The 25,569-nt window shown below is 40.3% G+C and carries 24 protein-coding genes, 2 tRNA genes, 1 rRNA gene, 1 pseudogene and 1 riboswitch; of the genes and pseudogenes, 4 read left to right on the forward strand and 24 right to left on the reverse strand.

The genetic code is table 11. The features are described from left to right. Positions 1-2: 2 nt before the first annotated feature. From DXB52_RS06770 to DXB52_RS06805, 8 genes and pseudogenes are all read right to left on the reverse strand, one after another. Complete coding sequence (locus DXB52_RS06770; RefSeq protein WP_118106818.1) at positions 3-1,460, reverse strand: PTS transporter subunit EIIC; 1,458 nt, start codon at positions 1,458-1,460, stop codon at positions 3-5. A 201-nt stretch (positions 1,461-1,661) separates the two neighbouring features. Continuing rightward, the gene (locus DXB52_RS06775) at positions 1,662-2,753 is read right to left on the reverse strand and encodes a LacI family DNA-binding transcriptional regulator (RefSeq protein WP_118106819.1); all 1,092 of its coding nucleotides are present in this window, start codon (positions 2,751-2,753) and stop codon (positions 1,662-1,664) included. Between the two features lie 171 nt (positions 2,754-2,924). After that, a complete protein-coding gene (locus DXB52_RS06780; RefSeq protein ID WP_181989174.1) occupies positions 2,925-4,283 on the reverse strand; it encodes a M20 family metallopeptidase in 1,359 nt (452 codons plus the stop codon). Positions 4,284-4,922: 639 nt separating this feature from the next. Continuing rightward, on the reverse strand, positions 4,923-6,287 hold the full coding sequence (locus tag DXB52_RS06785) for an MFS transporter (RefSeq protein WP_118084870.1): 1,365 nt from the start codon (positions 6,285-6,287) through the stop codon (positions 4,923-4,925). A gap of 56 nt (positions 6,288-6,343) precedes the next feature. Beyond that, a pseudogene (locus DXB52_RS06790) lies at positions 6,344-7,371 on the reverse strand (zinc-dependent alcohol dehydrogenase). Between the two features lie 224 nt (positions 7,372-7,595). After that, entirely contained in the window at positions 7,596-8,699 is a 1,104-nt protein-coding gene (locus tag DXB52_RS06795) for an ROK family transcriptional regulator (RefSeq protein WP_118106820.1), read from the reverse strand. An 80-nt stretch (positions 8,700-8,779) separates the two neighbouring features. Next, a complete protein-coding gene (locus DXB52_RS06800; RefSeq protein WP_117569546.1) occupies positions 8,780-9,316 on the reverse strand; it encodes a hypothetical protein in 537 nt (178 codons plus the stop codon). Positions 9,317-9,404: 88 nt separating this feature from the next. Continuing rightward, positions 9,405-10,601 carry a sirohydrochlorin cobaltochelatase gene (locus tag DXB52_RS06805; RefSeq protein WP_055146451.1) on the reverse strand — a complete coding sequence of 399 codons (1,197 nt, stop codon included), beginning with the start codon at positions 10,599-10,601 and terminating at the stop codon, positions 9,405-9,407. A 163-nt stretch (positions 10,602-10,764) separates the two neighbouring features. Continuing rightward, a riboswitch (cobalamin riboswitch) is annotated at positions 10,765-10,978 on the reverse strand. 180 nt (positions 10,979-11,158) lie between these two features. Between DXB52_RS06805 and DXB52_RS06810 the strand changes: the two genes are divergently transcribed. The 4 genes from DXB52_RS06810 (at position 11,159) to DXB52_RS06825 (ending at position 12,654) form a co-directional block, all read left to right on the forward strand. Further along, entirely contained in the window at positions 11,159-11,893 is a 735-nt protein-coding gene (locus tag DXB52_RS06810; RefSeq protein WP_117861710.1) for an AzlC family ABC transporter permease, read from the forward strand. A 38-nt stretch (positions 11,894-11,931) separates the two neighbouring features. Continuing rightward, positions 11,932-12,237, forward strand: coding sequence for an AzlD domain-containing protein (locus tag DXB52_RS06815; protein WP_117861709.1), 306 nt, complete (start codon positions 11,932-11,934; stop codon positions 12,235-12,237). Positions 12,238-12,474: 237 nt separating this feature from the next. Continuing rightward, positions 12,475-12,546 (forward strand) — tRNA-Gln (locus DXB52_RS06820). 34 nt (positions 12,547-12,580) lie between these two features. Further along, positions 12,581-12,654, forward strand: a tRNA-Pro gene (locus tag DXB52_RS06825). A 127-nt stretch (positions 12,655-12,781) separates the two neighbouring features. Here the strand turns inward: DXB52_RS06825 and dapF are convergent. The 16 genes from dapF to DXB52_RS06910 all read right to left on the reverse strand — a co-directional run. Beyond that, positions 12,782-13,612: a diaminopimelate epimerase gene (gene dapF / locus DXB52_RS06830; RefSeq protein WP_117908312.1), complete on the reverse strand. Its 831-nt coding sequence runs from the start codon at positions 13,610-13,612 to the stop codon at positions 12,782-12,784. 90 nt (positions 13,613-13,702) lie between these two features. After that, positions 13,703-14,251: an ANTAR domain-containing response regulator gene (locus DXB52_RS06835; RefSeq protein ID WP_015529923.1), complete on the reverse strand. Its 549-nt coding sequence runs from the start codon at positions 14,249-14,251 to the stop codon at positions 13,703-13,705. A 106-nt stretch (positions 14,252-14,357) separates the two neighbouring features. Next, positions 14,358-15,692, reverse strand: coding sequence for a type I glutamate--ammonia ligase (gene glnA / locus DXB52_RS06840; protein WP_118106821.1), 1,335 nt, complete (start codon positions 15,690-15,692; stop codon positions 14,358-14,360). Positions 15,693-15,806: 114 nt separating this feature from the next. Continuing rightward, positions 15,807-16,766, reverse strand: coding sequence for a carbohydrate kinase family protein (locus tag DXB52_RS06845; protein WP_117540257.1), 960 nt, complete (start codon positions 16,764-16,766; stop codon positions 15,807-15,809). A gap of 49 nt (positions 16,767-16,815) precedes the next feature. Continuing rightward, on the reverse strand, positions 16,816-17,778 hold the full coding sequence (locus tag DXB52_RS06850) for a TIGR03943 family putative permease subunit (RefSeq protein ID WP_472520011.1): 963 nt from the start codon (positions 17,776-17,778) through the stop codon (positions 16,816-16,818). A gap of 81 nt (positions 17,779-17,859) precedes the next feature. Further along, positions 17,860-19,080, reverse strand: a complete 1,221-nt coding sequence (locus tag DXB52_RS06855; protein WP_118106822.1) for a CobW family GTP-binding protein — start codon at positions 19,078-19,080, stop codon at positions 17,860-17,862. A gap of 25 nt (positions 19,081-19,105) precedes the next feature. Then, a complete protein-coding gene (locus DXB52_RS06860) occupies positions 19,106-19,858 on the reverse strand; it encodes an exodeoxyribonuclease III (RefSeq protein WP_117836260.1) in 753 nt (250 codons plus the stop codon). 89 nt (positions 19,859-19,947) lie between these two features. Continuing rightward, positions 19,948-20,682: a tRNA pseudouridine(38-40) synthase TruA gene (gene truA / locus DXB52_RS06865; protein WP_117836262.1), complete on the reverse strand. Its 735-nt coding sequence runs from the start codon at positions 20,680-20,682 to the stop codon at positions 19,948-19,950. Between the two features lie 81 nt (positions 20,683-20,763). After that, positions 20,764-21,213, reverse strand: coding sequence for a transcriptional regulator NrdR (gene nrdR, locus DXB52_RS06870; protein ID WP_054751843.1), 450 nt, complete (start codon positions 21,211-21,213; stop codon positions 20,764-20,766). Between the two features lie 52 nt (positions 21,214-21,265). Further along, a complete protein-coding gene (locus DXB52_RS06875) occupies positions 21,266-21,520 on the reverse strand; it encodes a YlmC/YmxH family sporulation protein (protein ID WP_117540249.1) in 255 nt (84 codons plus the stop codon). A gap of 140 nt (positions 21,521-21,660) precedes the next feature. Next, positions 21,661-22,104, reverse strand: a complete 444-nt coding sequence (locus DXB52_RS06880) for a hypothetical protein (protein ID WP_181989175.1) — start codon at positions 22,102-22,104, stop codon at positions 21,661-21,663. Then, entirely contained in the window at positions 22,067-23,590 is a 1,524-nt protein-coding gene (locus tag DXB52_RS06885) for a Y-family DNA polymerase (RefSeq protein WP_118106823.1), read from the reverse strand. The genes DXB52_RS06880 and DXB52_RS06885 overlap by 38 nt, the downstream gene beginning before the upstream one ends. Before the next feature lie 258 nt (positions 23,591-23,848). Beyond that, positions 23,849-24,178 carry a divalent cation tolerance protein CutA gene (gene cutA / locus DXB52_RS06890; protein WP_117540245.1) on the reverse strand — a complete coding sequence of 110 codons (330 nt, stop codon included), beginning with the start codon at positions 24,176-24,178 and terminating at the stop codon, positions 23,849-23,851. A 31-nt stretch (positions 24,179-24,209) separates the two neighbouring features. Beyond that, positions 24,210-24,620, reverse strand: a complete 411-nt coding sequence (locus DXB52_RS06895) for a peptide deformylase (protein WP_118106824.1) — start codon at positions 24,618-24,620, stop codon at positions 24,210-24,212. Further along, complete coding sequence (locus DXB52_RS06900; RefSeq protein ID WP_118084865.1) at positions 24,613-25,233, reverse strand: 4'-phosphopantetheinyl transferase family protein; 621 nt, start codon at positions 25,231-25,233, stop codon at positions 24,613-24,615. Before DXB52_RS06900 ends, DXB52_RS06895 begins: the two co-directional genes overlap by 8 nt. A 241-nt stretch (positions 25,234-25,474) precedes the next feature. Next, a 23S ribosomal RNA gene (locus tag DXB52_RS06910) occupies positions 25,475-25,569 on the reverse strand; the annotation flags it as partial.

The raw sequence follows: 25,569 nt of genomic DNA on the forward strand, positions 1-25,569 counted from the left end.
TTCTATTTCTGAGCATCTACGCTGTTCTTGCTATAATAGACCCATCCAACACTGAAAGAAACTACTAATGCTGCAAGTGTTGCACCAAGTACAACCCATACACTATACATTCCCGCACCATTTGGTGCCGGATCAATATATGATGGAATTCCTAGCAGTCCTAATGCTCCCATCATATATCTTCTTGCCCCAAAAAATCCTGTGATAGCGCCTCCCACGGCGTTTCCTATAATTGCTATTATGAAAGGTTTTTTCATCGGAAGTAATGTTCCGTAAATTGCCGGTTCAGAAACACCAAAAAGCATAGAGATAATTGATGGAACCACTCTCTTCTTTGTATTGTTATTCTTTGTTTTCAAAAGAATAACAAATAATGCCCCCAGTACTCCGCCTGTAGTACAAAAATTGCACGGAAGAATCCAGTCATACCCAAGACTTCCAAGATTAATCAATCCCAATGGAACAATACCCCAATGGAATCCAAAAATAACAAGCACCTGCCAGAGAGCAGCAACTAATAATCCTCCCACAAGCCCTCCTACAACCGGAAGTGAAAACAGGAAATTAAATATCACCTGTAATACTGCACAGAACAGCGATGCCAGTGGTCCAATCAACAAATAAGTAAGTGGAGCCATTACTACTAATGTAATAACAGGTGTAATAAATGCTTTAATCACATCTGGCAAAACTTTATTCAACTTTCTTTCCAATTTCGATCCGATACACACAGCAAGAATGATTGGAATTACTGATGAGGTATATCCTGCTTTTGGCATTACAACTGGAATATTAAATATCGTCGTATAATAATTCATTTCAAAAGCAGTTCCTGCAAAAACAGTTCCAAGCACATCTCCTGATGTCAGTGCTGTCATGGTAGGATATACCAATGCAACACCAAGTGCCATTCCTGTAAATTCATTCATCTTGAATTTCTTAGCAGCTGTATATCCTAAAATAATTGGAAGAAAATAGAAAAAACCATCTCCTACAGAATATAAAATCTGATAGATTCCATCCGTGGTCTGAAGGACTCCGAAAAATGTACAACATGCCATAATTCCTTTGATGATTCCTGCTGCACACAATAATGAAATTGTTGGAGCCAAAATACCAGAAATAACATCAATCATTATATTTAGAGGCGTCTTTCGTTCTCTTGATTCTTCTACATCATCTTCAACTTCCCCGGAAGCTACATCTTGCAGATGTGCCACATTAATTACTGCCTGATAAACATCTCCAACCGTCTGTCCAATAACCACCTGATATTGGCCGTTTGACTGAATAACTTTCAGTACTCCATCTGTGCTTTCTAAAACATCTGTATTGGCCTTGCTTTCATCCTGCAGTTTGAAGCGAAGTCTTGTTACACAATGTGTCAGACTTACTATATTCCCTTTTCCTCCTACATTCTGCACTATGATCCGCGCAAGAGCATCGTATTTACTAGCCATACCCTTCCTCCTTTATGTATGTCCCTGTCGCCATTTCCAGCGAACTTTTCTTTACATAAATCAGTGTATCACTCCCAATCATTTCCTCCTATCCAACATTTTATTTTTTATGGTTTTGCTTGTTTTATTTTCTATCTTCGAGGCACTGCTTTCTATATTTGTAGAATTTCAACAAGTTATTTAAATTTTCTTTAAATCTTTTTAAAGGTATGTATAACGTAATTTATTAAATACTGTATTTCCCTCAATAACTCTCATACGATAATTTACAGTAATTGTTTGTAATTCTTTCTCTTGGATCTTTCTTATTAAATATTTCACACCTTCAATATGTCTCGACATATGTGCTCCTTTGACCATTGTCAAATGCAGCCCCCCTATACTCTCAGGTATAACTGGATCAAAGCCAATTAGTGAAAAATCTTTCGGAATTCTGTATTTTCCCTCAAATAATGCTTTCACTGTACCAATTGTCACTGCCGGACATTCACATATAAAGGCTGTTGAATTTTTTACTCCGTTATACAATAATCTTTGTATTCTCTGATAGGCCTCATTGTACTCAGCTCCTGTCTCATAAATCCTGTTGGAAGCATCTCCCATATGATTTTTTTTCATCAATCGAACAAAAGCATTTCTGCGTTCTTCAAAATTAAATGCAGGTAACCCGCTGGATAAATATAAGATATGCCGGTGCCCCTTGCTTCTCAGATAATCAATGCATAACTGTACTCCTTGATAACTGTCATTATTATAACTATCAATATCTGCTGTATAGAATTTATTGTCTCCAACAATAATTGGAATGTTTAATTCCAAAAATGGATAAATATCCTCTTCCTCCATTTCTGCTGCCAATATATAGATACCAACAACTTTTCTTTCACGACAGGTCTGTATTAATCTTTCTTCTGTTTCTCTTGTTCTATCAAGAAAATAGTTTGCAAATTGAAACCCCTGGACTTCGACAATCTTTTCAAGTTCTAGAAGCAAACGATAATGGTTATTTATCTTAGATGCTTTTCCACTTTCATATTTTTCGACACCATCTTCCGTTCCCAGTCTCCCATAATCTCCTAAAACCCATCCGTTCTTGAAATAATGAACAACCATGATTGTTTTATCCTTATTAATACGTTTATGATTCTCTATCTCTTTTGGCTTATCATTATCTATTATATACTTTTGAATTCTTTCCACTGTTTTTGCACTAACACCAGGGCGTTTATTTAACGCTAATGACACTGTTGCTTCTGAAATATCTAATGCTTTTGCAATTTCTTTTGATTTCATTTTTTCCCACCTCGTTCCTTTGTAGAATATTATTTCGACATATAGAAAATAAGTTTGTGCAAAGCCATCTTGCACAAACTTATCTTTTCATTAATAATGTGCAAGTATTCATTGCACGCTATTTTGATTTCAGTATTTCATAATTTTTTATATAACCCAAAAGCTGATTTTTTAAATTGCAAGCAGGTTCTTGATTGCTTCCATATAAACATGTACTGCTTCTTCAACTTCTGATACAAGTGTATACTCGTCTGCACCGTGAATACGGTAATCCACACCCGGTTTTTCCGGTCCGAATGCGATAATGTTCTTTAAGGATTTCGCATAAGTTCCGCCACCGATTACTAACGGCTTGTTCTCTGTATCTCCTGTTACATCTGTATAAGCTTTGTACAGTGCCTCTACAAGTGGAGACTCTTTCGGGAAGAACAATGGTTTTGTAGTTGTGTGGATCTCAATGCGTCCATTCTCGTCTTCGAGCTTTCCTTCGCACATCTTGAGCATATCTTCTACAGAATATGTTACCGGGAATCTGATATCGATTGTAGCGGAGATCACACCGTCTTCTGTCTTAACGATTCCGTTACAGAATGTAAGCTCTCCAAACTCATCTGCGCATTTCAGTCCGATTCCTGATCCGTCACATGCTGTGCCAATGTGTGAGTTATAGAATTCTACGAAATCATCTTCAAATCCGGCTTTTGCAAGACAGTCAAAGATAACACCTGCAGCATTAACTCCAAATGCCGGTGTACTTGCATGTGCAGATACTCCCTTTGCATAAATAGTGATCTTTCCATCTTCCTCTGTTACTTTGTATTCCTGAAGTTTTGTCTCTGCGAAAGCAGCTTCCAGTCTGTCTTTCAGTCCTTCTTCTGCCGGAATCTCTGCTGTACATGCATCACATACGGCATTGAATACAAATCCACCATTGATAGAAATAATCTTTGTATTCTTAGAAGTTGCCAGCATGCCAAGCATACCTTTCTCTCCGTGAATACATGGGTAACTTGCATCCGGTGTAAATCCACAAGATAACTCTTCTGCCACTTCATTATAATGCTCCATACATCTGGAACCATTTTCCTCATTACATCCCATGATCAGACGAACTCTCTTGTTAAGCTTCACACCTGAATCACGAAGAAGCTTCATCGCATAAAGTGCTTCCATAACAGGTCCTTTATCATCTGTTGTTCCACGTCCGTAAACGTAATCTCCTTCTCTTGTCAGCTTGAATGGATCATATGTCCAATCACCGCCTGCCGGTACGATATCCAGATGTCCTGCGATACCAACGATCTCTTCGCCTTCTCCCATCTCTGCATATCCACAGTAGTTATCCAGGTTCACTGTCTTGAATCCGAGTTCATCTGCAATCTGCAGTGCTTCGTGAAGAACCTTTGCCGGTCCCTCTCCAAATGGCATTCCTTCTGCCGGTGTTCCAAGCTGTGAATCTATCGCTACAAGTCTTTCCATATTACTTAACAATTCTTCTGTTGTTGCATGAATCTTTTCTTTAATATCCATTATTTTCATCCTTCCTTTTTTACTGTTTTCTATCATATGATATGAGTGTCAAAAGTAAATTTTGCCACTCACTGATGTAACCGGATTGCTCCATTGCTATGCAATTCCCGCAATCCTCGAGCACCTCAAACTCCCATAAAATGGCGTGTTCACACCATTTTATTCCGTTTTCGGTGTTCGGCGTGTCAAAAAGTATAAATTGCTTATTTGTGTGAGCACAAACGCAATTTATACTTTTTGACACTTACATCATCATATCATGTATCGTGAAAAATTTCCAGTCTTCCCTTAACGAAATTGTCGACATTTTGTCTATAATCTAGGTTAAACATTTCTTCAGTTTTAAATTATATTCTCTTAATAAATTTTACTTTTCTTTAGCTTTCGTGACACGAGGTGTTCATAATTCTTCCGTATAATAACATCATCAAGTTGATACAGATGAATGCTAAAGCAAACATGAATGTTACTGGTCACAACAAAAGATAGCTAGTACCATTCCAGTATCATAAATAAAAGAAGACGGTGATTGTATTAGCGACAGATCTTTTATGATTGCCGGACTTCGACCAAAAATTACGAATAGTTATATAGATAATGGCCCGGTGCAGTGCACCGGGCCACGTTTTTTATATTTTCTTAACCTCTTTTTCCATTTTTCAGATCTTCCACGATTTCATTGTAACGCTTTTTATTCAAACGATAGAAGAACAGTACAACCGCTGTGACAATCCACAAAATTCCGGGAATTGTTGAAAATGCATGTTTCATAACTGCAATTACTTCCGGATTCTGTACCTGATTTGCCACATATCCGTATTGACCAAGCAGTGCTGCAAGGAGTGCAGTTCCTATAGCCATTCCGATTTTATTTCCAAGAGAAACAAATGCGTACTGGAATCCATCATTTCTAAGTCCTGTTTTCCACTCACCGTATTCCACACAATCCGGAATGATTGCGTAGATTGCAGTATTAAATCCTGAAAAGAAGAACTGTGTAATACCTGCCAATGCATAGAATACAATTGGAGATTCTTTTACATTAAAGAAGAACATTGCAAGCATAGCGATTCCTGTAAGTAATGCAAAAACAGATGCTGTTCTTCCTTTATTATTCAACTTACGGAATACCGGCTGGAAACAAGCTGCACCGATAATTGAAGGAATAATAATACACATGGAATATGTTGTATAATAGGACGCATCTCCTTCTACATAAGTAAAGTAATATAAAATATCTGCATTTCTTCCATATAGTGTGAATCCGAACAGCACCTGTCCAACTAATGCAAGCAGATATGGTCTGTTCTGCATAACGGCCTTCAGCTGTACTTTAATGGAGATTTTTTCTTTCTCCGGAATTGTCACCTGCTCTTTTGTCTTTGCAAAACAGAAGAAATGACATGCAGCAAAGATGCATCCGTAAATAATTGCAACAAACAGATAACCGTTCTTTACACTGTTGCTTCCAAGCCTGCTGATCAGTGGCACTGTTACGATATTGATGATTCCGATTGCAATCATTGCTGCTACGGAACGAGATGTGTTGATCTTGGCACGCTCATCAATATCCTGTGTCATAGCACCGCAAAGTGTTCCATATGGAATGTTTACACAAGTGTATCCTAAGACAAGAAGACAGTATGTAATTACCATGTAAACTATTTTCGATGTATTTGACCAATCTGGATGTGCCCAGAAAGAAAGGATCAAAAGCACTGATGTGATCGGTGCTGCCACCAACAGCCATGGACGGTATCTTCCCCATCTTGTGTTTGTTTTATCTGTTAATCCACCTACGATCGGATCATTGATCGCATCCCAGAATCTTGAGAAAAGCATCAATGCTGATACTGCTGCCATACTGATTCCAAATACATCTGTATAGAAAATCATTAAAAAGTTACTGACAAACATCCAGCTAAAGTTACATCCTACATCTCCGAAACCATATGCAATCTTGCTGATCAGAGGCACTTTTCCATTATTGCTCTCGTTTTCCATTAATACCTCCTTGCCAGAGTTTCTGATAAAACTCTGTTCTCTCTTGATTCGATCACCTATTTCTCCTGCACATTGATGATTACTTTCATCGTTGTCTCGCGGTTATCATCAATATACTGATATGCTTTCAGATAATCTTTGAATGCAAATGTCTTAGAAATCAATGGTCTTAAATGAACTTTTCCTTCATTTACAAGTTCTATACCATCTACATAATCATCATGACGATACATCATTGTGCTCTTGATATCCAGTTCGTGATCATTTGCAACTGCAAGGTCTACTGTTGCCATTCCCGCAAATACGGCAACAAGAACGATGATACTTCCTTTTCTTGCGTATTTAATTGCCTGTCCCATTGTGATATTATTTCCTGCGCAATCATAGATCACATCTGCCTTGTCAGGACCAAAGGCTTCAACCATTGCCTCTCCAAAGTCCTTCTCCATAGTATTAACGCATACATCAATACCACATTCTTTTGCCTTATCCAGACGAAGGTCGCTGACATCTGTGATCATTACCTTTGCGGCGCCCATTCCTTTTGCTGCCTGTGCAACCAGGTTACCGATCGGTCCTGCACCAAGAACTGCAATATTCAATCCCTTTACATCTCCTACCTGCTTTACTCCATGCACTGCAACTGCCAGAGGCTCGATCATGGCACCTTCTTCATAAGACATATCTTCCGGAATCGGTGTTACTTTAGAGGCATCTACTGCAAAATATTCTGAAGCTGTTCCTGTTGTCTGGAATCCCATAACCTTAAGTTCCTCACAAAGGTTATATTTTCCGTGGCGGCACGGATAACACTGTCCGCAGTAAACCTGTGGCTCAATCGTAACTTTCTGTCCTTCATGAAATTCTGTAACATCTTTTCCGACCTTGGCAATCTCACCGGATACCTCATGCCCCTGAGTCACCGGGTATTTTGTAAATGGATGTTTTCCATGATATACGTGAATATCAGATCCACAGATTCCAATATTCATAATCTTAACTAGTACCTGATCATCTTTCACTTCCGGACTGGTACCTCTCTGAAAATAATTTCTCCCGGGTTTGTCATTACCTGCTGTAACATAATGTTTTCCTCCTTTATTGAATATCTTTTATCAAATGTTTTATTAAAGTAATTACATTATTGTTCAGGAAATATATTTTGTCAATATGTTATTGTTCAGTTCTGCCTATTGCACAAGATTTCGCTATGATTTTTATGCAGTTTGCGCAAAAAAAGTCCAGGGAAGAAACATGTATTAAAAATGTTTCTTCTCTGGACTTTCTAACTTTCCATCATTCTGATCATTATAATGTTTTAATAAAAGCCTGTAAATAATGTTTTGCCACACCAACTGCCGAGGCTTCTCTCTTATATGAACAAACTTTCAGGTATCTCGCATCATGCTCAAATCCATTATATTCCATTACTTTTTTCCCTAAGGTTATCATATGATCTGCAAGATATCCCCCTACTTCTCCTCCAAGAATAATATCCATATCATATGCCATTCTCAGATTTGAAATAAGGATTGCCAGATTATTAAGATACTCTTTCCAAACCTTCACAGCCTGTCCGTCCTGCTCTTCCACCTTCTTCATAAACTGTTCCAGTGTCTCTTTGGTATCATCTGTCAGCACGCTCGCCGCACAGTAAGCATCCGCACAGCCTTGTTTTCCGCAATAACATTTCTTTCCGCCCGGAACAAGGATCATATGTCCAAATTCTCCGGCTTTCTGATTCTCTCCCGGAATCAATTTCCCGTCAATGCAAAATGCTCCTCCGAGTGTGTTATTCAATGAAAGATACAATGCATTTCTATAGTTATTTAAATCCTCTGCCATCATTGCCGCATTGGCATCATTTTCAAAATAAACCGGAAGTGAAAAGATCTGTTCCAAAAAGCTTAAACTATAATTCTCCAATTGGAGCGCATGAGATTTGATCAGCATTCGTTCTTTCGAATTAACAATTCCCGGAATTGAAATTCCGATTCCCAAGATTCGTTCTCTGTGTTCTACATCTGAAAGAAATCTTTCCAATGCTTCGCTCAATTGTAAGTAGTAAGCGGCCTCTGTTGAAAATTCTAAGCGGATCCTTTCATATTTCTCTATCTCATAGCTCAAATTCACAAGTACAAATCCTGCATGCTTCGCAGTGATCCTTATCCCAACCGCATAACGGTACGCTGGATTAATACTGATTCGTTTTGCTTTTCGCCCGCCTGTAGATTCATATTCTCCGGTTTCAACCGCAATTCCATTAGCCAAGAGCTCATTCACATTCGACAATACAGTCGGCATACTAAGATTGAGATCCTTCGACAATTCCACTTTAGACGTTGCTTCGTGATTTATAATATAGTTTACTATTTTTGATTTTGTGATATTTCTCTTTTCCGTTCCAGCCATATCCAAGGCTCCTTTTATAAATTATTTTATAAAAGTATCTTATCCCTTCTTTGCCGGTTTGTAAAGGTTACAAATCCATTTTATTCTTCTACTTCCACCGGATTTGTCACGCTGACCTTGTGATCATACCATGTTCCCTTTTTTCCGATCAATGCAAGATCAAATTCTTTGTCCAGTGCCGGAACCGGAACGTCGAATCCATAGACCTCATCAGATGTTCCATCGCTGTAATTAATAGTATCTGTTGTAGGCTGAAGCAGTTCTGCGCCGTCCTTCTGTGCATCCTCGGCAGTTCCTTCGAACAGATTGACAATATTTTTAGACACCAGACTTATATGAATTGTCATTTTGCCGTCTTCTACTGTCAGTGTTCCTTTTCCGTCCATCGCTTCATTTACATGGAACATAGAACTGTCTGTCTGAAATTCTGCTGTATATGTTCCGTCTTCCAGTGCTGCCTGCTCCTCATCTGCCTTATCTGCAGAATCCTCTTTTGTATCCGCCTGTTCTGTTTGTGCTTTTCCACTGTCTTTAGCCTCTGTGCTATTTCCACATCCTGTAAATACAGATGCGATCATAGAAACAGAAATTAATACCATTAATAACTTCTTTTTCATCTAAATCCTTCCTTTCATTGATTCAAAAAAGGTCATGCAATTCCTTTTTCTCTGAACAAGCATGACCTTCTCAATATCTTCTTACAAATTACTCTGCATCAATTGCAGCCTGTGTATGTGCTACATACAGCTGCTGGATTGCCTGGATTTCTCCTAAACCTGCAATCTGAGTATCAATGCTGTCAAATGCTCCTGATGCCTCAAACTGGCTCTTCCAGGAATCATCGTCATCTCCGGCCATATCGTTGTTCGCATGGTCTCCTGCAACAACCATCAGCGGACGAAGGATTACTTTCTTATATCCTGCTTCTTTCAGTTTCTCGATCACTGCCTCGCAGGATGTATCTTCCGGCTCACCCTCTACAGTTCCGATAAATACATTGTCATATCCAAGCTGTTCCATCTGTGTCTGCATCTGAGAATAACTTACCTTTGCAGTATGAGATGTACCATGTCCCATGAATACAAATGCTGTTCCGTCTTCTTTCACTGCATCCAGACTGTCAAATCCTGCGTCTTTCACTGCCTCTGCTGTGATTGCTTCCGCTACTGCTGCCTTGTCTGCATTGATAACAGTCGCATCAGCTCCAACTTCTCCGAGAAGTGGCTCTGCAATCTTAACAGATTCAAACTTATCTTTATATCCCTCTAATGCTGCTGTAAGTTCATCATATTCTGCTCCATGCATCAGATGTGTTGGCTGTACAACGAGGTTCTTCACACCATTGTCTACTGCTCTCTGCAATGCCTGATCCACATTATCGATCTTCTCTCCATCACGGGCCTGTACATGATTGATAATGATCTGCGCTGTAAATGCTCTTCTTACAGACCAGTCCGGATAAGCTGCCTGAACTGCCTTCTCAATACCACCGATATCTGTCGCACGGCTGTCATTGAAGGATGTTCCAAAACTTACTACAAGGATTTCATTTTCACCGATCTCATCAGCGTTGAGTGGATCATCCTTGGATGCATCTCCCGTATCTCTTCCGAAATAATCCGGATCCGCATTCTCTCCCTCAACGAGTTCTTTCTGTGCATCTGTCAGTGCATCCCATGCTTCTTTCGCTGCTGTACACTGCTCATCTGTCTTGTCTGTTCTTTCCTGAACATAAATGTCATCAATCAGCTTCGCAACTTTATCTGCTGCTTCCTGATCACTGTCCTGTTTTGACTCTGTCTTTGTTGTGTCAGTGTTGTTGTCGCCCTTTGATCCACATCCTGCAATCATGGACACACTAAGTGTTGCTGCCAGTAAAACCATTAATACTTTCTTTTTCATTGTCATCCTCCTGATTTCTTGTTCTCAGAAATGAAAACACCCTCGAATCAAACGAGGGTACGCAAAGAAAAACCGGTGATTATTTACAACCTATCTGTAAATAATTACTGCAGTCTAAATCATTTCCTTTCGTACGGCCAATTCCTCGTGGCATGAACTCTTCATTCCTGTACTGCGAAAGGCAGGTCTCCCGGCTGATCGTTCAAACGCTTCTGCTTCACCTTCCCGGTCTCCCAGTGGTCTCAAAACAAAAGCTCACGAAATACGGTGACGAGTTCGTACAGGATTCTCACCTGTTTCCCTTTTCACCAGTCCAGATTTCCCATGTCATTCCCCTGAGCATTCATAATCAGGACACCATCATCCATCTGACTGACACCTCACGCATCTGTATTAAATTATATGTTACAACGGGGTCATTCTATCACACTTACATAAATGCGTCAAGAAATGTTATAAATTGGGGGATTTGTCCTCATTTCCGACTTTGATTTCCTCCGCAGAAATGATACAATATCCCTCAGAGACAAAATTTGTAACTAAGGTGGTTTATTATTATGAAAGAATCTAATAGACAAGCATTTCGTCGTGGTTTTTGCGATGGAATTCCGATTGGACTTGGATATCTTGCGGTCTCCTTTTCAATCGGTATCGCCGCAAGAAATATCGGCCTGAATGCATTTCAGGGATTCCTTATGAGTCTGTTAAATAATGCATCTGCCGGAGAGTATGCCGGACTGACTGTAATTGCTGCAAACTCTCCTTATATTGAGGTCGCAATTGTCACATTGATCACAAATGCACGTTATCTTCTGATGAGCTGTGCCATGAGTCAGCGTTTAAGTCCCGACCTTTCGTTAGGACACCGTCTGCTGATGAGTTATGATATCACAGACGAACTTTTTGGAATTGCGATCAGCAGACCCGGTACTTTAAATCCTTATTATACCTATGGCGCGATGGTAACTCCGCTTCCGGGCTGGGCTTTTGGAACTATGCTCGGTGTCATTGCCGGAAATATCATGTCACCACGTATGGTCAGTGCATTTAGTGTTGCCCTCTTTGGAATGTTTATCGCTATCATCATTCCTCCTTCAAAGCAGAATAAAGTCGTTGCAGGACTGGTTACTCTTGCATTTATCTCAAGCTTCGCAGCAACTTGCCTACCTTGGATCTCCACTCTGTCGGATGGTACCAGAACAATCATACTGACCGTCGCACTTTCAGCCGGAGCAGCATTCTTCTTCCCGATACCGACAGAAGACGAAACTTCAGCTTCAACTAAGCAATAATAAAAACGTAACTTCAGTTACTCAGAAGGAATAAAATTATGACACACAATATTTATATCTATATTCTTATCATGGGCGGTATCTCTTATTTCATCCGCGTACTGCCGATGACCTTGATCCGAAAACCTTTGAAGAACCAGTTTCTTCAGTCCTTTCTATACTATGTACCTTATGTCACACTAGCAGTGATGACATTCCCGGCAATCCTTCATGCCACACAGTCTCCAATCTCCGGAGCCCTCGCTCTCGTTGTTGGAGTTGTGGCCGCATGGTGCGGTGCAGGACTGCTGCCAGTCGCAGTTCTTTGCTGCGCAGTTGTATTTATTGCAGAGCTTTTCTTGTAGAGTAATCTTATAGATTTTAGTAACTGTCGATGCCCTTTTTTCTGCCATTGATGCTTTTTTCGCTACTGTCGATGCCCTTTTTCGTTTGGCGAAACAAATTTTCTTAATTTTCTGACATTTAAGACAATTTCTTTAAAAAGTCTAACGTAAAAATATAAAAAAAGGGGTTGCATTTTTCTGTAGCTTTGATATAATAACCATGTTGTTTGAAACAAGCAACAAACAAAACTCAAGTAATGCGGAATGGTGTAATTGGCAGCACAGCAGACTCTGACTCTGTTAGTAGGGGTTCAAGTCCCTTTTCCGTAGCTGGGAATTTGCTTCGGCAAGTTCCCTATTTTATCGGAGTGTGGCTCAGTTTGGTAGAGCGCTACGTTCGGGACGTAGAGGTCGCAAGTTCGAATCTTGTCACTCCGATGTTTTAAGAGATTACAATTTGTAATCTCTTTTTTTGTATATTAGGATTATAGTCTCTTTGTTGTTACAGATGCGTTGACCAAAAATCTTAAAATGAAAGTTTAGTCAACGCATTCTAATCAAATCTTTATTTCAGCTCTCCATCAAATACAACAGTTGCCGGTCCTGTCATATAAACCGTGTTCTTCTCCTGATCCCACTGAATCTCCAAATCTCCGCCAAGAAGCTTTACAGTTACTTCATCTTCTGTCAATCCATTCAGAATACAAGAAACAGCTACAGCACATGCTCCTGTTCCGCAGGCAAGTGTCTCAGCAGATCCTCTCTCCCAAACACGCATCTGTGCAGTATGTCTATCCAACACTTTTACAAACTCTGTGTTCACACGTCTTGGAAATCTCTCATGGCTTTCGAATTTCGGTCCGATTTCTTCAATCGGAAGATTGTCCACATCATCTACATAAACGACTGCGTGCGGATTTCCCATAGATACACAAGTCATATGATATTCTTTTCCATCCACAAGAATCGGTTCATCTACAGCTTTATCTCCCTCAGCCACAACCGGAATTTCTGCCGGTGTCAAGATTGGACTTCCCATATCAACTCGAACCTTCGCAACCTTTCCATTTTCTATGAAAAGCTGAAGTGTTTTGATTCCTGCTAAAGTCTCAACTGTAATCTCTTTTTTATCAGTCAGACCGTAATCATACATATATTTTCCGACACAGCGAACTCCATTTCCACACATTTCTCCTCTGGAGCCATCCGCATTATACATGGCCATCTCACAGTCTGCCACTTCTGACGGACAGATCAGGATCAATCCATCAGATCCTATTCCAAAATGTCTGTCACTCACCTGGATTGCCAACGCTGATGGATCTTCCACCTTCTCCTCAAAACAGTTTACATACACATAATCATTTCCAATTCCCTGCATTTTTGTAAATTTCATTCTCTTCTCCGTTCCGCTGTCATCACTGACAGTCCTCTCCTTTATTATTGTTTACAGCACTTCTTATTCGTTACTGTTAACAACTGCCTCTTATTCATTCATAATTGTCAGCACCATCTGTGCTGTTTCGAGCATATTAGTTCCACTTTCCATACTGCTCTTCTGTAAATATCGATGTGCTTCCTCTTCTGACATGTTATTTCGTTCTATCAGAAGCGCTTTCGCCTGATCGATTATCTTTCTCTGAGAATCGTCTCTCTTTCGTATCGTTTCTCTGCGCTTTCTTCTCTTCCTGCTCTGTGTCTGCTGAATCATTTCAACGGTATTTACCAAATCATAAACTTTGATTGGGAGTGGAAGTCCTACAACCCCATCCGGCAGTCCATCCATCCACTTATCCGCTGAAGCCACCAAAAGCATGTCAAACGTATCCGGAAGAGATTCTCGTAAATCTGTATACTGCATATCTTGAAACCGATAACCACACACGACAATTCCATCGTTCCAGTTATCAGCATACTGCAAAACCTTAGCTCCTGTCAAACATACCGCAGATACTTCAATACCCGCACGAACCAAACTATTACGGATATTTACTGCATTTTCCCTCTTTGGAAAAACGACAATAATGTTGCTCATATCTGCTCACCTCTTCCGCTAACTTCTTTTCTGTCAATCTGTTCTCTCTAAAATGTTCTATACCAATATATGTGGTCTCTAAATGCCCAATGACAAGATATCCAGACTACAGTCTGTAAAGATAATGATTGATCTCCCAGTCTGTCACCTGCATACAATATTCTTTATATTCTTTCTTATTTGCTTTGATGATCTTCTCGGCAAGCTCTTTCCCTAATACGCTGATCAGCAGTTCGTCTTTCTCAAGCTCTGCTGTAGCAGCTCCAAGCGTTCTCGGCAGTTCTTCCACTTGAAGTTCATCTCTTCTTTCCTGCGTCATCTTCTGAATATTTTCATCAATATTCTTCGGAGGCATAATCTGATTCTTAATTCCGTCCACCCCGGCTTTCAGAAGTACTGCAAGCGCCAGATATGGATTCGCCGTAGCATCCGGACTGCGAAGTTCCAGTCTTGAATTGTCTTCTTTCTCCATAGACACACGGATCAAAGGTCCTCTTGTCTTAGCTGACCATCCCATATAAACAGGTGCTTCATACCCCGGCACAAAACGTTTATAAGAATTGATCGTCGGATTTGTAATACAGGTGATTGCCTTCATATGTTTCATCAAGCCACCAATAAAATAATATCCTTCCTGGCTGAGTCCGTTCTCATCCTCTGCGTTATAAAGTGCATTTGTTCCATCGTTTTTATATAAAGACAAATTAATGTGCATTCCTGACCCATAAGTCTCACTCTTCGGCTTTGGCATAAATGTCGCGTGCAGACCGTGTCGTTTTGCGATTGTCTTGACAACCATCTTAAATGTCATCAGATTATCTGCTGTAATCATCGCCTTATCGTAGTGAAAGTCGATTTCATGTTGCGCCGGCGCAATCTCATGATGTGAGGAAATAATCTCAAACCCCATATCTTCTAATGTTAAGATCATATCTCTTCTCGCATTTTCTCCAAGATCCAACGGCCCTACATCAAAATATCCACCCTGCTCGTGAGTTACTGTTGTCGGTCTACCGTCATCATCTGTATGGAAAAGAAAGAACTCGCATTCCGGACCGACATTCATCGTATATCCCATCTCTTTCGCCTCCGCAACAGCCTTTCTGAGTACATAACGTGGATCGCCTTCATACGGTGTTCCGTCCTTTTTATACACATCACAGATCAGTCTTGCAACTTTTCCCTGCTGTGGTCTCCATGGAAAGATTTCAAATGTACTCAAATCCGGATACAAGTACATATCTGATTCTTCCTCATCTGCAACCCCTTCCAAGGAAGAAACATCAAACATACAGCGGTTATCCAATGCTTTTTCAAGCTGTCCTACTGTTACCGCCATATTTTTCATCGTTCCAAAAATATCTGTAAACTGCAATCTGATGAAAGCGACATCTTCTTCCTCTACTATGTGAAAAATATCATCTCTTGTATAGTTATGCATTATTTTTCGACCTCCTTTATCATAAACTGATACGATAAAAGGGCGTTCTCCACCTAAGTTGGAAACGCCCTTGTTTCTGTGTTACATTATAATGATTGACTGTTTTCTTGTCAATTATTTCTGAATCAGTTCAAGAACTTCTTCTTTTACAGGCATTGCTTTGATCGCACCCTTCTTTGTTGTTACAAGTGCTGCTGCCGCATTCGCAAATGTCAGCATCTCTCCTAACTGTTCCTCTGTCAGATTCTCAAAATCATGATCAACCAGATAATTCAAAGAACTTCCACAGAAAGTATCTCCTGCACCGGTTGTCTCAATTGCTTTCACTGAAAATCCTGGTCTCTCTACGCGCATGCCTTTGTAATAAGCTCTGCTTCCGTCTTTTCCCATAGTCAGAAGAATCAGCGGAATATTGTATGTCTCCTGCAGATATGCGATTCCCTCATCATAGTCTTCCTTACCGGATACAAACTGAATTTCATTATCAGAGATCTTCAGGATATCACATTTTCCAAATCCATACTCCATCTGCTCTTTTGCAAGATCAAGAGAACTCCACAGCGGCGGTCTTAGATTTGGATCAAAGGATACAAGGCAACCATTTGCTTTTGCTGTTTCTACCGCTTTCTTTGTTGCTTCACGCACACCTTCATGTGTCATAGAAAGTGTTCCGAAATGAAAGACTTTTGTATCTTTTACCACTTCTGGATTCACTTCATCTGCTGTAAGCATCATATCTGCTCCCGGATTACGGTAAAATGAGAACTCTCTGTCTCCATCTGGGAATGTATGTACAAACGCAAGTGTTGTATTCACATTTTCATCAACCATCAGATTGGAGGCATCGATTCCGGCTTCCGTAATCGTATCTCTTAATAACGTTCCGAACTGATCTTTTCCAACTTTTCCTATAAATGCTGTCTTCTTTCCCATCTTGTTCAGAAGCGCCAGCACATTACACGGTGCACCTCCCGGGCAAGCCTCAAACATATTGTTTCCCTGTTCGCTTTGTCCATTCATTGTAAAATCAATCAGAAGCTCTCCTAATGCGATTACATCATATTTCTTTGCCATGAAGTTCTCCTCCTATTTCTTGTCCTATTACTTTGTCTTATTGCTTGTCTTAATTAAAATATACTAACTCTTCAATTGGTTCTGCAGGCTCAATATTCTCTGCCTCAAGCACCGGTCCTTCTCCGCCATATACAGACAGATTCGCATAACACACTTTTGCACGAATTTTTACCCAGTCTCCTGCATTCAGCTTCGGCGCATAAGCGCTTCTGCAAACATATCCAAGGAAAGATGTATCATCTGCACAGCAAGTCATTGCCATACGTCCCGGATAGAATACCTTAGACGGAAATGCTTTCGGTTTCATAACCTTTGCAACAAATTCTACAACTTTTCCTTTATAGCGCTCCGGATGCTCCTGCATATCAATATACCAGATACCATAATCTTCTCTTGGAATCTCAATCACAGGTGCTTTGAGATCATACGGTACTTCGTCTTCAAAGATATTGTCTACCTCACCGTTCTCATCCTCAAAGATTACTTCTGCCTGAGGACTTACAACCTTAACACTTCTGCGGTATCCTGCCAACGGTTTCTTATCTTCACAACGATTAAACAGCACAAGTTCAGCTCCCTTTACCATCTCGACAAACAGTGGTTTTAAGTTTGTCAGATACATCTGGAATGTACTCGCATCTACTGTTGTAATCTTCTGCTCGATAGCCCAGCCTGCCGGAAGCTTCATCTTCTCAAATTCACTCACCTGCCACATACCATTATATTCAATAACAACACGTTCCGGCTCATGCTTCTTATTCATCTCTTCCAGCCATTCTTCTGTCAGATCTTCTTTATCTTCTACAGTCTCAATAACGACACCATACTTCAGCATTTCCATTGGATCATACTGTTCTTCCCCCTCTTCGCAGAGAATCAGAAGTGTCTTTCCATCAATCTGAAAGTAATCCTGAGATAGTGTAAAATTCAGGAACTGAGTTTTACCACTGTCCAGAAAACCTGTCATCAGATAAACCATAACATCTGGCTCTTTCATCATATCTATCTCCATTCCGTCTCCTTTTCGCAGAAGACATCTGTTATTACATAATGCTACGCAGCCCCCTATGGGGTACTGCTTTGCTTATCCTTTTTATTTCAGCTTAAATAATTCTGCAAGCTTGTCTTCGTTAAGCTCAGCTCCGATCACACAGATTCTTCCTGTGTATTCCGGTGCTCCTGTTCTTACTTCATGCTCCTCCGGAACCATATCAAAGTAAATCCACTCTCCATCTGCTCCTGCTACCATTCCTTTTGCACGGAGTACATTTCCGTAAGAGCCATCCTCTTCAAGAGTCTTCAGAATTGCACTGACCTCATCCTTTGTATAAGTATGAATTGTCTCTTTACCCCAGCTTGTGAATACCTCATCTGCATGATGATGACCCTCATGATCGTGGTGATGATGGTGTCCACAGCCGCAGCTGCACTCTCCATCATGATGATGGTGCTCATGCTCTTCATGATCATGGTGATGATGCTCGTGCTCACACTCTTCATGATCGTGGTGATGATGCTCGTGCTCACACTCTTCATGATCGTGATGGTGATGCTCATGATCATGTTCTTCATGGTCGTGATGGTGATGCTCATGATCATGTTCTTCATGGTCGTGGTGATGATGCTCGTGATCGCACTCTTCGTGATCGTGGTGGTGATGATGTTCATGATCATGTGCTTCCTTGGCTACTTCTGCGAGTAACTCATCTTCAAGAGATTTGCTTGATTCCATTGTTTCAAGAATCTTCTCGCCCGGAAGCTGCTCGATCGGTGTTGTGATGATTGGAGCTTTTTCATTCAGTTCTCTTAACAGTGCAACACTTTCCTGAATCTTCTCCGGTTTTGCTTTATCTGTACGGCTTAAAATAACTGCACCTGCATATTCAATCTGGTTGCTGAAAAATTCGCCAAAGTTCTTACGGTAAATCTTGCACTTTGTTACATCTACAACTGTTGTAAAGCTATTGAGCTCTGCATCGATTTCACCCTGAACATCCTGTACAGCCTTGATTACATCAGAAAGCTTTCCAACTCCTGATGGCTCGATCAGAATACGATCCGGATGATAAGTATCTACGACCTCATGAAGAGATTTTCCAAAATCTCCAACCAGTGAACAACAGATACATCCTGAATTCATCTCACGAATCTCAATTCCTGCTTCCTTCAAAAATCCACCATCAATACCGATCTCTCCAAATTCATTCTCGATCAGTACAACCTGTTCTCCCTTGTATGCGTCGGAAAGAAGCTTCTTAATTAAAGTTGTCTTTCCTGCTCCAAGAAATCCTGAAATAATGTCAATCTTTGTCATTTTTCTCTTCTCCTTTTTCTATCATTTATTTCAAATCCAATTCAACCGGGCAATGATCTGATCCCATAATATCTGTAAGTATCTTCGCATCGTCCAGTCTGTCCTTTAAACTTTCCGAGACACAGAAGTAGTCTATACGCCAGCCTGCATTCTTCGCTCTGGCACTGAAACGATAAGACCACCAGGAATAGATTCCTGTCTGCTCCGGATAAAAGTACCGGAATGTATCAATAAATCCGGCATCCAGAAGTTCAGTAAACTTCTGTCTTTCCTCATCCGTAAATCCTGCATTCTTACGGTTGGTCTTCGGATTCTTAAGATCAATCTCTTTGTGCGCTACATTCATATCTCCGGTCACAATCACCGGTTTTGTCTCTTCTAACTTCTTCAGATAAGTACGGAAGTCATCCTCCCACTTCATTCTGTAATCTAACCTTGCCAGCCCATTCTGAGAATTCGGTGTATACACTGTAACGAAATAAAACTCTTCAAATTCACAGGTGATCACACGTCCTTCCCGGTCATGCTCCTCAATACCGATTCCGTAACTCACCGACAATGGTTCTTTCTTTGTAAACACGGCTGTTCCGGAATACCCCTTCTTCACAGCATAATTCCAATACTGATGATAGCCTTCTAATTCCAGATTTAGCTGTCCTTCCTGCATCTTCGTCTCTTGAATACAGAAGATATCCGCATCTGCCTCATGAAAGAACTCAAGAAATCCTTTCTGTACACAGGCACGAATACCATTTACATTCCATGATATTAATTTCAATCTGCTGCATCCTCCCTTTCAAGAGTGTTGCTGTTCACCGACCATTAGCCAACTTTTCTGTGAATAATCAGCAACTTTCCATAACCGAATCAATAATACACCTCATCAAGGAATAAACCTCTTGCAGGTGCTAAAAATCCAGCCTGACTTCTATCTTTTGATTTCAAAGGTTCCTTCACACTCTCTATGCTTCGTGCTCCGGTTCCAACTTCCAGCAAAGTTCCTGTCAAAATCCTTACCATATGGTAAAGAAATCCTGTTCCTTCATATTGAATACTGACTTTGCTTCCTTGTCCGCAAATCATTATAGCATAAATTGTTCTTTTTGTGGACTTTTCATCCTTTTTATCCGTATAGCCGGCAAACTCATACGTGCCAATCAACAATTGTGCTGCCTTTCTCATCGCATCTAAATCCAATTGCTGCGGAAAATGATATGTATATCGTCTCGTGAATACATCTGCTTTCTCTGCCAGATCAAGCTGATAAATGTATCTTTTTCCGACCGCACTTTTTCTCGCATGAAATCCATTCCTCATAAGCTCTGCATCTAAAATCCGAATATCTCCGGGTAATCTTGAATTTATCTTTTCTGTAAAAAATCCATCCTCCACCTGACCAGAAAGAACTACTGTTGCAGTCTGTCCATTCGCATGAACACCTGCATCTGTTCGTCCTGAACCATCAATCTCCACTGGATATCCTGCCACTGACGAAATTGTTCGCTCCAGAATTCCCTGCAAAGTATTCTCTGTGTTTGCCTGTCTCTGCCATCCCTGATATGCAGTTCCGTCATAAGCAATTGTTAATTTATAAGTTCTCATTCTCGCCCCCGTGTAATATACTAACATTCTCCGAAAGATTGAAATCGGTTATACTCACGAATAGAGTATAACCGATTTTTATTATTTTAGAAATTTCTTCAATTCATCCATGAATGTATTCGCATCTTTAAACTCTCTGTAGACAGATGCAAATCTGACATATGCAACCGGATCCAATGCTTTCAGATTCTCCATAACAATTTCACCAATCTCACTGCTTGGGATTTCTTTCTCTTCACGATTAAAAATTGACAGTTCAATCGCATCAATTGTCTTTTGAATCTCTTCAGCCGGAACCGGACGCTTGTAGCATGCATTCAGAACTCCATTCTCTATCTTCGCTCTTTCATACTGTTCACGGTTATTATCTTTCTTAATTACAATCAGTGGGATCGTCTCTACCTTTTCATAAGTTGTAAAACGCTTGCCACATTCATCGCAAGAACGTCTTCTTCTGATAGAACTATTATCCTCTGCTGGTCTGGAATCAATCACTCTTGTATCTGGATTGCCACAATATGGACACTTCATATAATCCACTCCGCCTTTCCACGTATCTTATTGCCTTCATTATACACAATGTCTAATATTTTTGCAAAAACTTTTCTTCTTTAATTTCCACAAGAATAATATCCGGTCCAATCTTCTTTATACATGCAAATGGTATCACATATTCGCTATCCGTTCCAAAGAATCCACAGAACTTTCCCGGTCCCGGAACAATCAATGCTTCTATCGCACCGGAGCATTCATTTATCTGCAGATCTACTACACCTCCAAGACATTTTCCATTACAGATGTTCACTACCTCTTTTTCTTTTAATTCACAGAATCTCATAGGCATTATTCCATGATTGCCGATACTTTCTCTTAACTATTCTATGCATGAAATCAGAATCTGTTGTATAATAAAACTCACATGAACATACCAGCTTGGAACATATTATTTATATAAGCTTGAATAAATTTCTTATTTATTTACAACACTAAAATTTGCACGATATCTTTGATTGGAATTGCTGTCCTGTCTTCCAACTCGACCGCTTTTTCATATTGTCTGATTCTTCTCACCTTCCCCTGAACAGTTCGATATTGACCACCTTCCTTCTTCTGGTCTGCACAGAAATACGTAATCTTCACATCCGGATTTGTTTCCCTCTCGTCCTGTAAGCGTTTCTTAAGATATTGTAAACTTTGATCTAACCGTTCCAGTTCCTCCTCATCCAGTTCTACTCTCTGTTCTGTAAGTCTTGCTTCTTCCTTCACGACCTCTTCGTATCCGGTCAATGCTGAGAACGGAGCGAACTGTGCCGCTCTGTCCATCAACGGCATTGGTGGATGAACAGAAGATACGTGATGTGGACAATCTAAAATATCATCATATTTATGCTTTGTGTCCGCCGATCTGTCTGTTTCTCTCAATAGTTGTCGCTCCTTCCTGCAGATTCATTCCCTTCAGCACTGCATTCTTTCCAAATTTCTTCTTGAGTTCAAGGACTGCCTGCTGCATGCTTCTCTCACGCTCCCGTTCTTCTTTTTCCCGCTGATTTTGTTCTTCCTTCGCTTGATAATCTGTAAAAAGATCCATCTGTTCATACGAGTCCGTCTCTGCAATCTCACATTCCTGTATCACATGATTCGCCGCCAGTGATATCCTGCGTACAAGCAGTTTGGTATCCACAATCCTTTGATACAGTTCTACCGTTGCATCCACAATTTTTCGCGTGGAAGACGTATGCTCTTCCAAATTCATTGTTCCATGTGCATGCTTCGGAATCTTTCTCCCATAACGGTCTGTCTTTATCTCACCTCGGTAATTCTTCTGAAATTCTGATTGTTTCAGATTTTCAATATCGTATCCTACTGTCAGTACAATCTGGTTAGTCACAAGCCCTTTTTCAACCAGATCCAATACCAGTAATTCTGTCATCTCCCGAACAATGAGGCCTGCCTTTTCATAAGAATACGGACACTGCAATACCTGACCGGAACCGACACTGTTCGATGAAGGCTTGTAATTCTTAATTGCCTCCATCGTACACGGCTCCCAGCCCCATGCATGGTCAATCAGGAGTTCTGCATTCACGCCAAATAAACGATACAATAGTTCTTCATTGTAAAACTCCTGTGCGCTCCCCATTGAACAGCGGGCAATATCCCCCATTGTATACAGACCATTCTCCTCCAGCTTCTTCGCATACCCTCTTCCTACGCGCCAGAAATCTGTCAATGGTCTATGATTCCAAAGTTGTTCTCGATAGCTTCGTTCATTCAACTTCGCAATTCTCACTCCATCTTCATCAGGTTCGACATGTTTCGCCATAATATCCATTGCAATCTTTGCAAGATACAGATTCGTCCCAATCCCGGCAGTCGCTGTGATTCCAGTCTCATGAAGTACCTCCCGAATCATCTTCCTCGCCAGTTCTTCCGACGTGAGTCCGTAAGTTTTCAGATAGGAAGTTACATCAAGAAACACTTCATCTATGGAATAAACATGTATGTCTTCCGGCGCAATATATTTCAGATAGATTGCATAAATCCTGCGGCTGTATTCCATATAAAGAGCCATCCTTGGTGGCGCTGTCACGTAATCCAATGCCAGCTCCGGGTGTTTCCTTAATTCACGCTGGTCAGACGAACTTCCCTGAAATTTCCCACCCGGACTTCGATACCGTCTCGCCTCATTCACTTCCGCTACTTTCTGTACAACTTCAAACAAGCGGGCTCTTCCCGGAATCCCATAAGACTTCAGCACTGGAGATACCGCCAGGCAGATAGTCTTCTCTGTACGGGTCACATCTGCCACGACAAGATTCACCTCCAACGGATCCAGATCTCGTTCCACACATTCCACAGAAGCGTAAAAAGATTTCAGGTCAATTGCAATATAGGTGCGTTCTTTCATGGCATATTCCCCTTTCCTTTCGTTGATGTCTCTATTATATAGAACACATGTTCGTCTTTCAAGTAGGATTTTCAACATATTTTGCGATGCATATTTGTGCATTTTGTTGTGAACGGGCAACTCAGATTGATGAGAAATACTTGTTTCCTTGATACCGCAACGAGAAAAAGATAAACCATCTGTTTCCTGTAGTTTTTCAACAAAAGAAGCCTTACGATCAAACCTCCTTTCTGTCTGATCGTAAGACTTCATTTTCCCTTAAAAACTTGTCCGATAAATCGGCAATGCATTGATTACCGGTTCCTCATATGGATGTACCTCTTTGATTGCCTGAATAGTTTCATCCACTTTCTCTGTAAATACAGTTACCTCAACTTTTACTTCAGGTTCACAACTGATTTCACCTACATTTCCAATATAAGGAGATGTCCCGCCTAACGGTCTCCAGTAACTGGTAAGCTGTGAACATGACATACATGAATCATAATTGCCTATATGACCGGCATCTACTGACTGTAATGCTTTCTGTAGCTGCGAAATATGTGTTTCCGGAATAAAGATTTCTAATTTGCAATACTTGAAATCCATGCGATGCACCTCCTCAATGCACAAATAAAATTTATATCAAAATCCCGTCGCAATGATCTATTTCATGCTGAATGATCTGGGCTGTCCATCCGCTGTATTTCTCTTTTTTCTTCTTGAAATTCATATCCTGATATTCAACTTCTATTTCCTGATAACGTCTGCAGCTTCGCACTCCATCTAATGACAGACACCCCTCTTCCGTCTCATAAACGCCTGTGTGCTTCACGATTTTCGGATTAAACATAGCAATATTAAACATCCCCATATTCACTGCAATGATTCTCTTTTTTGCTCCAATCATATTTGCTGCCATACCTACACATCCTGCTTCATTTGCTTTCAATGTATCTAACAGATCGATTGCTATCTGTTTATCCGCTTCTGTCGCCGGTTCTGATTTTTGATTTAAGAAAAATATGTCTCTCATAATAGGCTTAATCATACTTTTTTACTTCCTTTCCATTCCCTGTAAACCATTCTATTTCTACAGAAATTTTTTCTTCTGTTGCTAAGCTTACATAATATTCATCTATACATCTTGTCTCAATAAAATATTCCTTTACTTTTTCATTTTCCCATTCTTTGCTAAATCCAATGCCTTTTACTTTCAGCTTCGCTTCTAGTTCTGTCCATAATTGAGTAAATATCCGGTCTTTTTCCTCCCCGCAAAGTTCAGACATTGCATTTTGTATTTCATTCGAAAATATCTTCTTCGCTGTAGCTTCGTGATACGGACGCACACGTTCAATATCAATGCCCACTTCCTGATCAGCAATCGCTAGAACTACATATTTACCGCTATGTGACAGGTTAAAATGTTTTCTTGCATCCACAAGCATCGGCTTCCCATTTTTACTTATTACAAGCTGAGCATCATTTTCTACACCTAAATACTCTTTTAAAAGATATCCCGCTATCAGCTCCTGTTTTTTATCCGTTTCTCTCTTATGCTTCTGATACTTTTCAACATATCTTTGTGCTATCTGTGAGAGAATCCACTCTTTATTGCATGATATTTTTTCTATATCAGCTATTATGATTCTTCCCTTGATCATTTATTATCTCATCTTTTCTATATACTTTTGTCAAGAATGTCACCGGCATTTTTGCCGCGAAACACACAATCCTCATCTGATATATACATATAGCAAAATCTTTTCTTTGTCAAGAAATTTGATTTTTTTGCAAGAAAAAAAACAGCGCTTTCGCACTGCTTCTCATTCCTGTCTATATTCCATGTACCTTCAAAACTACATACAGTCAAAACCAACACCATCATCCAAACCTATCACTGCTTTGGTTATGCCCTCGACCTATTAGTAACAGTCAGCTCCATGTGTTACCACACTTCCACCTCTGCCCTATCTACCTCGTCGTCTTCAAGGGGTCTT

The sequence above is a fragment of the Ruminococcus sp. OM04-4AA genome, from assembly GCF_003462585.1.
In the GTDB taxonomy this organism is placed as follows: domain Bacteria; phylum Bacillota; class Clostridia; order Lachnospirales; family Lachnospiraceae; genus Mediterraneibacter; species Mediterraneibacter faecis.